General features: G+C 65.4%; 15 protein-coding genes. 8 read left to right on the top strand and 7 right to left on the bottom strand.

Going from position 1 to position 11,911, the window contains the following annotated elements:
* Nucleotides 1-87, top strand: an 87-nt coding sequence (locus tag RMQ73_RS01735) for a coproporphyrinogen III oxidase (RefSeq protein WP_310496252.1), incomplete at its 5' end; no start/stop codon positions are given.
* Between the two features lie 4 nt (nt 88-91).
* Nucleotides 92-667 carry a GNAT family N-acetyltransferase gene (locus RMQ73_RS01730; RefSeq protein WP_310496250.1) on the top strand — a complete coding sequence of 192 codons (576 nt, stop codon included), beginning with the start codon at nt 92-94 and terminating at the stop codon, nt 665-667.
* Here RMQ73_RS01730 and RMQ73_RS01725 read toward each other — a convergent pair.
* The 6 genes from RMQ73_RS01725 to RMQ73_RS01700 all read right to left on the bottom strand — a co-directional run bounded on the left by RMQ73_RS01725 (nt 664) and on the right by RMQ73_RS01700 (nt 4,255).
* Nucleotides 664-2,175 carry an FAD-binding protein gene (locus RMQ73_RS01725; protein WP_310496249.1) on the bottom strand — a complete coding sequence of 504 codons (1,512 nt, stop codon included), beginning with the start codon at nt 2,173-2,175 and terminating at the stop codon, nt 664-666. The two genes, RMQ73_RS01730 and RMQ73_RS01725, sit on opposite strands and share 4 nt — an antisense overlap.
* 4 nt (nt 2,176-2,179) lie before the next feature.
* The gene (locus tag RMQ73_RS01720; RefSeq protein ID WP_310496248.1) at nt 2,180-2,500 is read right to left on the bottom strand and encodes a hypothetical protein; all 321 of its coding nucleotides are present in this window, start codon (nt 2,498-2,500) and stop codon (nt 2,180-2,182) included.
* Between the two features lie 107 nt (nt 2,501-2,607).
* A complete protein-coding gene (locus RMQ73_RS01715) occupies nt 2,608-3,327 on the bottom strand; it encodes a hypothetical protein (protein ID WP_310496247.1) in 720 nt (239 codons plus the stop codon).
* Nucleotides 3,328-3,335: 8 nt separating this feature from the next.
* Nucleotides 3,336-3,695 (bottom strand): Grx4 family monothiol glutaredoxin, encoded by a 360-nt coding sequence (gene grxD / locus RMQ73_RS01710; RefSeq protein WP_310496246.1) that lies wholly within the window; start codon nt 3,693-3,695, stop codon nt 3,336-3,338.
* A 12-nt stretch (nt 3,696-3,707) separates the two neighbouring features.
* Nucleotides 3,708-3,938 (bottom strand): BolA family transcriptional regulator, encoded by a 231-nt coding sequence (locus RMQ73_RS01705; protein ID WP_310496245.1) that lies wholly within the window; start codon nt 3,936-3,938, stop codon nt 3,708-3,710.
* On the bottom strand, nt 3,938-4,255 hold the full coding sequence (locus RMQ73_RS01700; RefSeq protein WP_310496244.1) for a DUF1476 domain-containing protein: 318 nt from the start codon (nt 4,253-4,255) through the stop codon (nt 3,938-3,940). Before RMQ73_RS01700 ends, RMQ73_RS01705 begins: the two co-directional genes overlap by 1 nt.
* Before the next feature lie 260 nt (nt 4,256-4,515).
* Here RMQ73_RS01700 and purC point away from each other — a divergent pair, with 260 nt between their 5' ends.
* A complete protein-coding gene (purC, locus tag RMQ73_RS01695) occupies nt 4,516-5,292 on the top strand; it encodes a phosphoribosylaminoimidazolesuccinocarboxamide synthase (protein WP_310496243.1) in 777 nt (258 codons plus the stop codon).
* Nucleotides 5,293-5,325: 33 nt separating this feature from the next.
* Here the strand turns inward: purC and RMQ73_RS01690 are convergent, their stop codons facing one another.
* Nucleotides 5,326-6,534 carry an MFS transporter gene (locus RMQ73_RS01690; protein WP_310496242.1) on the bottom strand — a complete coding sequence of 403 codons (1,209 nt, stop codon included), beginning with the start codon at nt 6,532-6,534 and terminating at the stop codon, nt 5,326-5,328.
* 134 nt (nt 6,535-6,668) lie between these two features.
* Between RMQ73_RS01690 and coaBC the strand changes: the two genes are divergently transcribed.
* From coaBC to RMQ73_RS01665, 5 genes are all read left to right on the top strand, one after another.
* Nucleotides 6,669-7,844 (top strand): bifunctional phosphopantothenoylcysteine decarboxylase/phosphopantothenate--cysteine ligase CoaBC, encoded by a 1,176-nt coding sequence (gene coaBC / locus RMQ73_RS01685; protein ID WP_310496241.1) that lies wholly within the window; start codon nt 6,669-6,671, stop codon nt 7,842-7,844.
* On the top strand, nt 7,834-8,286 hold the full coding sequence (dut, locus tag RMQ73_RS01680; RefSeq protein WP_310496240.1) for a dUTP diphosphatase: 453 nt from the start codon (nt 7,834-7,836) through the stop codon (nt 8,284-8,286). The genes coaBC and dut overlap by 11 nt, the downstream gene beginning before the upstream one ends.
* Nucleotides 8,283-9,041, top strand: coding sequence for a molybdopterin-synthase adenylyltransferase MoeB (locus tag RMQ73_RS01675; protein ID WP_310496239.1), 759 nt, complete (start codon nt 8,283-8,285; stop codon nt 9,039-9,041). Before dut ends, RMQ73_RS01675 begins: the two co-directional genes overlap by 4 nt.
* Nucleotides 9,042-9,131: 90 nt before the next feature.
* The gene (locus tag RMQ73_RS01670; protein ID WP_310496238.1) at nt 9,132-11,114 is read left to right on the top strand and encodes a PBP1A family penicillin-binding protein; all 1,983 of its coding nucleotides are present in this window, start codon (nt 9,132-9,134) and stop codon (nt 11,112-11,114) included.
* A gap of 47 nt (nt 11,115-11,161) precedes the next feature.
* The coding region (locus RMQ73_RS01665; protein ID WP_310496237.1) for a DEAD/DEAH box helicase family protein at nt 11,162-11,911 on the top strand (750 nt) is incomplete at its 3' end.

Genomic DNA, 11,911 nt, shown 5'->3' with positions numbered 1-11,911 from the left:
GATCGCGGCACGACATTCGGCCTCAAGACCGGCGGCAACACCGATGCCATTCTGATGAGCCTGCCGCCGCACGCCCGCTGGGACTGATCGCTTGATCATTCCCAAGGGGCATCTCGGCTCGATCGTCACCAGCCTGGAAATGCTGGCGCCGTCCGCCCCGCAAGCCCCGCGCAAATCGGCGCTGAAGCTGGAGCATTGGCAGGCGCCGATTGATCGGGACCGTTACCGCAAATTGTTCCGCGCCATCGGCGAGGAATGGCTTTGGCAGGGCCGGCTGGTGATGGACGATGCCAAGCTGCAAGCCTTACTCGATTCGCCGGCAACACAGGTGCATGTCGCAGCGCGAAGGGACGGGACGCCGGTGGGCCTTCTTGAATTGGATTTCGCCGCGCCGGGCGCCGCCGAACTGGTGTATTTCGGCCTGGTGCCGGGCATGACCGGCAATGGCCATGGCGGCTGGTTGATGGCCCATGCCATGCGATTGTGCTGGCGCCCCGGCATCACCCGCGTCTGGGTTCATACCTGCGACCTCGATCATCCCGGCGCATTGGGATTTTACATGGCGCAGGGCTTTGTGCCGTTCGAGCGCGCTATAGAGATCATTGCCGACCCGCGTGTCATCGGCCTGCACCCACGCGATACCGCCGCGCGCATTCCGATTCTCTAGGCGTTCAGGCCGATGTGGTCGAACAGCGGAATGGAGAACACATCGCGCTCGCCCTTGTCCGGCATCAGCGCATGGCGCGCCGCCGTCCAGCGATCAAGGTTGCTGCCATAGCTGGCCCGCACCCGCGCCGCCGTCAGCCCGTGCAGCTTGCCCCAATGCTGGGCATAGGGCAGGCCATCGGCATCGAACGTCGCGCGCACCGCCTCCATCACCGCCCGCGTCGCCTTGTTATCCAGGCCATCGACATCGAGCACGCAGCACGGATCAAAGCGCGTGAACGCCAGCAGCCCCGGCGAGCGTTGCACGAAGCGGCAGGCCAGTATGACCGGCGCGCCGGTATTGGCGGCAAACGCCTGCCGCGCAAGGCCGATGGCGCGGCTGGTATAGGCGAGCGGAACGGCCAGAGCCGACCCAGCCGAGCCGGGCCGCGATGCAGTGTAGCTGTAGGTTTCGCCCGGCAGGCCCAGTTTTTCGGCAAACGGCCGCAGTTCGGACTTGATGAGCAGCGACACAACCGTCTGGCGCATGGCGGGCGCCACATCCAGCAGCTTGGCGATCACCCCCGGCAGGTCGTTTCCGGCCTCATAGCCCGATTTCAGTGCATCATCGCGCACATGGTCCGGGGGGCATGGTTCCTTGTAGCGTACCGTGCAATGCGCCGTGTCCGGCCGGGCCGGATCAATCACGGCCTGGAAGAAATAGGGCCGCAGATGGGGCCGCGGCAACGGCACGCCGGTGAAGTCCAGCGTATTGATGGCCCGCTCGATGGCTGCAAACGGCAGCGGCAGCAGCCATGACCGCAGCCGGTACCGCCCCGTCGTGCGCAGCAGTACGGCATGCACGATGCCGAGCGCCCCCAGCGACACCAGCGCCGCATCGAACAACAGCGCGTCGCGCACCAGTTCGGCGCCGAGCTTGGCGGCAAAATCGGCGTTCATCACCGGCGCCGACGGATGTTCGAGCCACAGGCTGCGGCTCGCGGTCAGCAGGTGCAGCCCTGCCACCTGGCTTTGCAAAGCGCCGACATCGACCGCCGAACCATGAATGCCGGTGCCGATGGCGCCCGCGATCGTCTGGCCGTTCGATGCGCCCGATGTGCGCAGCGCCTGGCCATGCGGTTCGATTTCGGCGTTGATTTCGGCAATCGAGGCGCCGCACTGCGCGAGAATGAGCTCGTCCGCCCGCCCGGCAAAGCCCGGATCGAGATTGGCCGGGCCCACGCGGAACAGCCAGTTGAGCTGGTCGGTTTGCAGGATCCAGCCGCCGGCCGGATCACAGATTTCCGAAAACGACCAGCGCGAACCCTGCACCCGCAGCCGCATGCCCTGTGACACCGCATCGGCGATCAGGCCCCGGAGCCGCTGTGCCGATTTGCGCAGTCCGGCGATTTTTGGCCCGCCGGCGTCGTTGGCGGCATACCAGCGCTCGGCGGCCGGGCCTTTGACAGTGCCGTGGAAATTGGTGGTTGTCCCGGCGCCGCGCGGTGTCAGCAGTGGGTCGCTGGCCATGGCTTCAACCTTCGATCACGCCGGCGGCGCCGCCCGGCACCTTGGCGCAGCGATATTCCAGACGCGCCGGTTGCCACAGGCCGAGCGTCAGCACCGACGCCAGCGCCTGGCCGAGATTCTGTTTTATGCGCACTTCATCGAGCAGGTTGGACGGGCAGTCTGCCACCGTGCGCCGCTGCACGGCGCCAAGGCCAAAGGCATTGCTGCTGACCGTTACAGGCTCGCCTGACGGATTGGGCCGCGCCACCACAAGCCGGTGCGTGGCGCAGCCGGACAGCATGGCCAGCGCCGGGACCATCATCAGGACAAAAGCGATCCGCGCCATGGCGTACAGTCCCCTTTGCATGGCAAATTGGACTGCAAGGTTTGACGCGGCCCCGCCGGCACGTCAACGGCCAGTCGCGGGGATGGACCATTCGGGGGGGGGGCGGCCTATCTGCCCGCAGGCGGCAGGGTCTGCGCCACATTGCGGTAAATGACCGTCGATGCCGCGGCGCTGCCCATGGTAAGGACGACACCAAGCAGCGATGGCAGCAGCGCATCGATGAACCGCGCACCGGCGCCAAACCCGATCAGCTTGACAACTGATGCCACAGCCGCGCCAATGCCGGCGGACAGCACGCTGGCGCCCAGAACGAACAGGATGCCCAGCACGATGAACAGCAAAATCGTGCCGCCATGGCCGCGCGTCAGTTCCCAGCTTCGCCGCACCGTCGAGGCCGGATCAAGCCCTTCAAGGGCGGCCACCGGCGCGGTCAGGAACAATCGCGCCATGACATACAGTCCAGGCACCACCAGCGCCATCAAACCCAGCGCCACCGGCACAGCGGCAATGGTCGAGGCCAGCAGAAATACCGGCGAAAGCGCCAGCGCGCGGCCCAGCGCGCGGCGTGGCAGTTCGGACGGATCAGCGACCAGCCGCACCACCGCGAGTTGTGCAATGATGCCGATCACGCCCGGCACGACGATGAGCCAGAACACGACGCCCGGCGTATATCCGGCCATGGTGCGCGGCGCCGGCGGGCCGAACAGGGCTGCCGCCATCGACACCAGCAGCGTGAACGGCGCTGCCACGACAAACAGCGTCCAGAAATCCCGGCGCAAGGCGGCCAGCGTGTCGTTCCAGATCGCGCCAGCAGAAAAGGGCTGCACTGCGCGCGTCAGGCGGCGCTGCGGGCGATCCCGGCCTCGGCGATCATGGCTTCGAGTTCGCCGGCCTGGAACATCTCCATCATGATGTCGCTGCCGCCGACAAACTCGCCTTTGACATAAAGCTGCGGAACAGTCGGCCAGTCGGAGTAGACCTTGACGCCCTGGCGAATTTCCGGGTCGGACAGCACGTCGACGGTTTCGAACGCGACGCCAAGCCGTTCGAGGATGGCGATTGCGGTCGAGGAAAAGCCGCACTGCGGAAAGATCGGCGTGCCCTTCATGAACAGCACGATATCGTTGCTGGTCACAAGGGTCTCGATACGGTCATGAGCTGGGTTGGCATGAGCGGGATTGGTGTCGGCGGACATCGGGAGAATTCCTCAACAAGCGATGGTGGTCAGTTTCAGGGCGTGCAGCGCACCCCCCATGCGCCCACCCAGCGCATTATACACAAGACGCTGCTGCGCCACACGCGAAAGCCCGGCGAACTGCGGCGCGGTCACCACGGCGGCATAATGGTCGCCGTCGCCGGCAAGATCGGTGATCTCGACCACGGCACCAGGCAGGGCGCCGGCAATGGCCGCTTCGATATCATGGGCGGCCATCGGCATCAGGGCGTTTCCATGATCTGGCGGACAGCCTCGGCTTCGGCGACAGCGAGTTCGGCCTGTATGGCGGCGCTGTCGACGCCCAACGGTGCCAGATCGGTGAGCAGCTTGCCGACAATGTCATCATCGCCGGGCGTCTCCAGATCCGACAGGATGACTTCCTTGGCATAGTTCATCGCCGCTTCGCCGGTCAGGCCCAGTTTTTCGGCAGCCCATAGGCCGGCCAACTTGTCGCGCCGCGCCAGAACCCTGAATTTCAGGTCGGCGTCATGGGCGAACTTGGCCTCGAAGGCATTTTCGCGATCGTCAAAGCTGGTCATCGGGCGCTCCGGCTGGTGTCGGCATTCAGATAGAGGCGTATCGGCCAAGGTTCAATGCAAGATAAGCAGATCGAGACCAGATTGGCAGGCCGGGTTCGTGCATGCGTGATTGCATCTGCGATTGTATCGGGCGCGACTTGACGCTAATGCCTGTGGTTCTGCCCCGGTGCTCCGTGTCATGCACGCGCCGGGGCATTGTCGTTCATCAGGCCTGCTTGCCCATCCAGGCCGACCATGCAGGCCGATAAGGAGGACCGCCCGTGACGCGCCGCCGCCAGATCTACGAGGGCAAGGCCAAGATCCTCTATGAGGGGCCAGAACCCGGCACGATCATCCAGTATTTCAAGGATGACGCCACCGCCTTCAATGCCCAGAAAAAGGGCACGATCAGTGGCAAGGGCGTGCTCAACAACCGCATTTCGGAACATGTCTTCACGCTTTTGGCGACCATCGGCATCCCGACGCATTTCATTCGTCGGCTCAACATGCGCGAACAATTGGTGCGCCAGGTCGAGATCGTGCCGATCGAGGTCGTTGTCCGCAATGTCGTCGCCGGCAGCCTTGCCAAGCGTTACGGCATCGAGGAAGGCACGCCGCTGCCGCGCACAATCCTTGAATATTATTACAAAGACGACGCGCTGAACGATCCGCTGTGCACCGATGAACATATCGCTGCCTTTGGCTGGGCCACCCAGGAAGAGATGCACGACATTGCCGACATGGCGATCCGCATCAACGACTTCATGGCAGGCATGTTTGCCGGAGTCGGCATCCGGCTGGTCGATTTCAAGCTGGAATTCGGCCGGCTTTTCGAGGGCGATTTCAGCCGCATCATCCTGGCCGATGAAATCAGCCCCGATGGCTGCCGCCTCTGGGACATGAAAACCGGCGAAAAGATGGACAAGGACCGGTTCCGCCGCGACCTTGGCGGCGAGGTTGAGGCCTATCAGGAAGTGGCGCGCCGGCTCGGCCTGCTGCCCGAAGATGATTCGGCCGTGCTCGACCTTGAGGAACACCGCAAGTCGCGCGGAAAATGATGGTGGGGGGGCAGCGATGCCCCCCGGCCATGTTCAGAATGCCGGCGCGATGCGCCTCACCAAGATCAGCCAGCCGATGACACCCGCCGCCGCGATGGCCGCCGTCAGCACAAAGGTCGGGCCATAGCCCATCTGGTCGACGATGACGCCGGTGATCACGGGCCCGGTAATGCCCGCCAGATTGCCGATGCTGGCCTGAAGGCCCACCCATCGCCCGGCCGACGCCGGCCCCGCGATGGTCTGGCCCATGGCGAATAACAGGTTCGGCATCGGCCCATAGCAAAACCCGGTCACGACGATGCAGGCCAGCAGCTGTTCCCAGCCCTGTGTGCGCGGCAGCACGATCAGCCCGGCGATGCACACCAGCGAGCAGAACATCACCTGCCGCTGGCGCACACCCGACGACGGCTTGCCGGCACGGATAGCGCGGTCGGCCGCCCAGCCGCCAAGCGCGCCGCCCAGCGCCTGCATCAGGTAGAACGCGCTGGTCAGCAGGGTCATGTCGACAAGGCTGTAGCCGCGCGCCTTGACCAGCCAGAGCGGCAGCCAGGCGAGGAAGAAATACAGCACATAGGTGCCGGTGAAATGCAGCGCGCACATGCCCCAGAGCTGCCGCGTCAGCAGCAGCCGGGGGTAGGCGACGGGCGGCGCAGCATTCTCGGCGGCGCTGCCTGTCGGCACGGCTTCAAACCCGCGCCGCGATGTCGCCCAAGGCAGCAGCCACAACAAGGTTCCCAGCCCGAAGATCACGAACATGGCCCGCCAGCCCAGTTGGGCCATGATCAAGCCGCCGGCCAGCGCGCCGATTAATGGCCCCAGCGCGATGCCGCCCGACAGCGCGACATTGGCCAGCCCGCGTGCCTCCTCTGGCACTTTGGCGATGAGTTTGGACCCGCAGGGAAAGGCAACGCCCTCGCCCAGCCCCATCAGCAGGCGCAGCGCAATCAGGCTGACCATGCCGCCGGCAAGACCCATGCCGGCAGTCGCCAGCGCCCAGATGCCCACGCCGATGGCCATTAACTTGTGCACCGACATGCGGTCGGCGAGCCATCCGGCCAGTGCCAGCGCCGGCACATACGTCCAGTAAAACCCCGAAACAATGACGCCGTAGTCGGTGTTGGACAGGCCAAGTTCGCCCTTGATGAGCGGCGCCGCCACCGAGATGGCGCCGCGATCGATGTAATTGAGCGCGATGGCGACCCCGATGAGGATGATCGCAAGCCGCAGCGGCGCAGAACCCAAGTGACACCCCCAAACCGGATTTGCCCGGCTGTTTCCCCAAGCTTGTCGTCACCCACCGTGGCGGCGCGCATGGCTGTCGTCAACATGGGTGTCGGCGTTCGACAAACTGTCCCGCTTTGCGCTAAAGGCGTCTGGTGCAGGGCAAGACCATCCTTCTGATCGTCGGCGGCGGCATTGCTGCCTTCAAATCGCTGGAACTGGTGCGCGAATTGCGCCGCGCCGGGGCCAACGTGCTGCCGGTGCTGACCGAAAATGGCGCACGATTCGTCACGGCACTGTCGCTGTCAGCGCTGGCCGAAGCAAAGGTCCGCACCTCGCTGTGGGATCTGGAGGATGAGGCCAGCATGGGCCATATCCAATTGTCGCGCGCTGCTGACCTGATTGTCGTGTGCCCGGCCACCGCAGATCTGATGGCCCGCGCCGCGCAGGGACAGGCGAACGACCTGGCGTCCACGCTGCTGCTCGCCACCGATACGCCGGTGTTGATGGTGCCGGCAATGAACGTGCGGATGTGGCAGCACGCAGCGACCATCCGTAACGTGGCAACCCTGCGCGGCGACGGCATGACGGTCATGGAGCCGGACGTCGGCGCCATGGCTTGCGGCGAATTCGGCCCCGGCCGTTTGCCGGAGGTGCCGGCGATCATGTCGGCGATTGCAGCGCATTTCATCCCGCCTGCCTTGGCGGGGCGCCACGCGCTGGTCACCGCCGGGCCGACGCATGAGGCCATCGACCCGGTACGCTTCATCGGCAATCACTCCTCCGGCAAGCAAGGCTTTGCCATTGCTGCCGCGCTGGCTGCGGCCGGCGCCCGCGTGACGCTGGTTGCCGGCCCGGTGCATTTGCCCACGCCGCCGGGCGTCACCCGCGTCGGTGTGGTCAGCGCCGCCGACATGCTGGCCGCCTGCGAGGCCGCCCTGCCCGCCGATATTGCCGTGATGGTCGCCGCCGTTGCCGATTGGCGGGTGGACGCCGCGCCGGCCAAGATCAAGAAAGGTGGCGGCGCGCCGCCAACGCTGGCGCTGACTGAGAATCCCGACATCCTGGCGCATGTCGGCCACCATGCGCGCCGCCCGCGCCTGGTCATCGGCTTTGCCGCCGAAACCGGCGATCCGGTTGCCGGCGCCAAGGCCAAGCTGGACCGCAAGGGCGCCGACTGGATCATCGCCAATGATGTTGCCACAGGTGTATTCGGCAGCGACGCCACCCATGTTCATCATGTCAGCCGCGCCGGCACCGAGGATTGGGGCGCGGCCAGCAAGGCCGATGTCGCAAGCCGGCTGGTGCAAAGGATCATCGATGCCATCTGACATCGCGATTTCCATTACCCGTTTGCCGCATGGGGGTGGCCTCGACCTGCCCGCCTATGCCACGCCCGGTGCCGCCGGCATGGATGCGCTTGCTGCCGTCACCGATGATGTCGTGATGGCGCCGGGCGCACGTTTTGCAGTGCCGCTTGGCTTCGCCATGGCCATCCCGCCGGGATACGAGGTGCAGGTGCGACCCCGGTCGGGCCTCGCGCTCAAGCACGGCATCACCGTGCCCAACAGCCCCGGCACCATCGACAGCGATTATCGCGGCGAGGTGAAGGCGCTGATCATCAACCTGGGCGACGAACCGTTCACCGTCACGCGCGGCATGCGCATCTGCCAGCTTGTGCCGGCCGCCGTCACCCGCGCCGGCTGGCAGGAGGTGGCCGACCTGGACGCCACCGCGCGCGGCGCCGGCGGTTTCGGCTCGACTGGCGTGTGAGCGGATTTTCCGACGACGAACTGGAACGCTATGCCCGGCACCTGGTGCTGCGCGAAATTGGCGGGCGCGGCCAGGCGGCGCTGAAATCGGCGCGGGTTGCCGTGGTGGGCGCCGGCGGGCTAGGCAGTCCGTGCCTGCTGTATCTTGCCGCCGCCGGCGTGGGGCGCATCACTATCATCGACGATGACAGCGTCAGCCTGTCCAACCTGCAACGCCAGACGCTGTTCGCCACCGCCGATATAGGCGAGCCCAAGGCGCAGGTTGCGGTGCGCCGCCTCCATGCGCTCAACCCGCATGTCGAAATCGTGCCGGCGCTGCTGCGGCTCGACGCCGGCAATGCCGATGCGCTGCTGTCGGGCCATGATCTTGTCATCGATGGCTGCGACAGTTTTGCGACGCGGCTGATCGCCGCCGACACCGCGCTGGCGCTGCACATGACGCTGGTGTCCGGTGCGGTCGGGCCGTTCGATGGCCAGGTCGCCACCTTCAAGGGACATGACCCGGCGCTGCCGTGCTATCGCTGTCTTGTTGGCGATGCCATCGACCAGCCAGACAGGTCGTGCGCCGATACCGGCGTCATCGGCGCGCTGACCGGCATTATCGGCGCGATGATGGCGCTTGAGGCGATCAAGGAACTGACCGGCGCCGGCGACAGCCTGGCGGGCCGGCTGCAGCTTTATGATGGGTTGTCGGCGCGCAGCCGCACCCTCGCCCTGCCCAAGGATCCGGCCTGCCGGTCGTGCGGCGCGCCATAGCGGCCCAAAGCGGCCTTGTGATTGCCGTATTCCTTCCCTAAGACACCGGTCGTGCCTCCCCGCCCGCGCTCCGCCCCTTCAAGGTCAAAGTTGGCCCGCTTCTTCGGCCTTGTCCTCAAGGCCGGGATTGTCATCGGCCTTGCCGGCACCATCGCGCTCGCCATCGCAGTGGCCATCGCCTATCAGTCGCTGCCCGGATATGCCGACATGATGCGGTCGCCCAAGGGCCAGTCGGTGGAAATCAAGGCCGAGGACGGCACGGTGCTGACCAGCATCGGGCCGAGCTTTGGCGAATGGCTGCCCTATGCCGAGATTCCGGCGACGATGAAGAACGCCATGATCACCGTCGAAGACCGGCGCTTCTGGTATCATCCGGGCATCGATCCCATTGGCATCGTGCGCGCCTTTGTCACCAACACGCGCTCGGGCAACAAGACGCAGGGTGCCTCGACGATTACGCAGCAGCTTGCGCGCAACATCTTCCTGACATCGTCCAAGGATTACAGCCGCAAGCTGCGTGAAATCGTGCTGGCAATGGCGCTTGAACGCAAGTTCAGCAAGGAATCGCTGCTGGAGCTGTATCTCAACCGCGTTTATTTCGGCGGCGGCGCCTATGGCATCGACGCTGCATCGCGCAAATTCTACGGCCATAGCGCCCGGCGCCTGAGCCTTGAGGAAGCCGCGATCATTGCCGGCCTCGTCAAGGCGCCGTCACGCTTTGCGCCGTCCGCCGACGCCATGGCCGCGCGCCGGCGCGCCGATACGGTCATCGCCGTCATGGTCGATGCCGGGTCGATCACGCCGGCCGAGGCGGCAAGCGTCGATATGGCCACGGTGCGCTTTGTCGCGCAGGAACGTGTCGCCGGATCGCGCTATTTCACCGACTGGGTGGCTGCGGAACTCGAAAATCTCGTCGATGAAACGATCGAGCCATTGCAGGTCAGCACCACGCTGGATGTCGCCGGCCAGCGCGCTGCCGAAGCCGCGATTGCCGCCGAAACTCCCAAGGGCGCCCAGGGCGCGCTGCTGGCCGTGGCGCGGGACGGCGCCGTCAAGGCCATGGTCGGCGGGCGCGACTATGTGCGCTCGAACTACAACCGCGCCGTCACCGCGCGCCGCCAGCCCGGATCGGCGTTCAAATTCTTCGTTTACGCCGCCGCCATGGAGGCCGGCGTTGCCCCCGACGACATGGTCGAGGACAAGCCCGTGGTGATCGGCAACTGGTCGCCGCGCAACAATAACGGCACCTTTATAGGGCCGGTCAGCGTCAAGAACGCCTTTGCCCTTTCGATCAATACGGTTGCCGTGGAACTGGCCCAGCAGGTCGGGTTCGACACGGTCGCCGACCTTGCGCGGCGCTTCGGCATCACAACGCCCATCGACCGCCGACCGGCGATGGCGCTGGGCTCGTCCGATGTGACGCTGCTGGAAATGACCCAGGCCTTTGCGACAGTGGCCGGCAATGGCACCGAGGCACGGCCCTACGCCATCACCCGTATCACTACCGCCAGCGGCCGCGTGCTCTATACCCGCGAGCCGGAGGAACCCCGTCTGGTGGTGGCGCCGTTCGTCGCGGCCCGCATGACCGAATTGATGCAGGCCGCCGTTGAAACCGGAACAGGGCGCGCCGCCCAGATCGGCCGGCCGCTTGCCGGCAAGACCGGCACGACCACCAGCAACAAGGACGGCTGGTTCATCGGGTTTTCGTCGGGCAACACCACCGGCGTGTGGATGGGCCGCGATGATGCCCGTGCCGTGCCCGGCCTGGCCGGTGGCCGCGCCCCGGCACGGGCGTTTGCGCAATATATGGCCCGCGCAGTGGGCGGCACGCCGCCCGAAGCACTTGTCACCACGGTTCCCGATGACGGTTTGACCATCGAACCTGATGCTGGCGCCTATGGCATCAATGAAAGCCCCTATGGCATCACTGAAAACGGCGATCCGCTTGGACCGGACGGTCAGCCTTTGCCAGCAGATGCTGCACCGGATGAGAATGCGCCGGCACCCCGGCTTGATGACAAATGGCTGGACCGCACGCTTGACGAGGATTTCCCGCCGCGCCGCGGACCATAGCGACGCAGCACTGGAACAAAAGCGGCACGTGCGCCATGGTAACTGGCATGGCCATCCAGATTCGCACCAGTCTTGCCGAAGGGGAAACCGAAGGCGGCTTCACCCCCCACCGCCCCGCCCGACCGGAAAAGTCCGAAGGCGGGCGGGTGTTTCGCATGGACAGCGAATATACGCCCGCCGGTGACCAGCCCGCCGCCATCGCCGAACTGGTGGGCCAGGCCAATGACGGCGAGCGCGACCAGGTGCTGCTGGGTGTCACCGGATCGGGCAAGACATTTACCATGGCCAAGGTCATCGAGGCGGTGCAGCGCCCGGCGCTGATCCTCGCGCCAAACAAGATCCTGGCAGCGCAATTGTACGGGGAATTCAAAAGCTTCTTTCCCGACAATGCGGTGGAATATTTCGTGTCCTATTACGATTATTACCAGCCCGAAGCCTATGTGCCGCGCAGCGACACCTATATCGAAAAAGAATCGAGCGTGAACGAGGCCATCGACCGGATGCGCCATTCCGCTACCCGGTCGCTGCTGGAACGCGACGATGTCATCATCATCGCATCGGTGTCGTGCATCTATGGTATCGGATCGGTGGAAACCTATTCGGCGATGACGTTTTCGTTGAAAAAGGGCGCCACCGAAGACCTGCGCGAGGTGGTCCGCAAGCTGGTGGCCATGCAGTACAAGCGCAACGACATGTCGTTTGCGCGCGGCAATTTCCGGCTGCGCGGCGAGAGTCTTGTTCGGCGCGAGGATCAGCGCCGGGCGCTGCACTTGGTCGATCACCTGCGCCATCGTGAA

This window comes from Sandarakinorhabdus sp., from assembly GCF_031430775.1.
Taxonomy (GTDB): domain Bacteria; phylum Pseudomonadota; class Alphaproteobacteria; order Sphingomonadales; family Sphingomonadaceae; genus Sandarakinorhabdus.
Note: the sequence above shows the minus strand (reverse complement) of the source record. Positions and strands in the feature narration are given on the sequence as shown.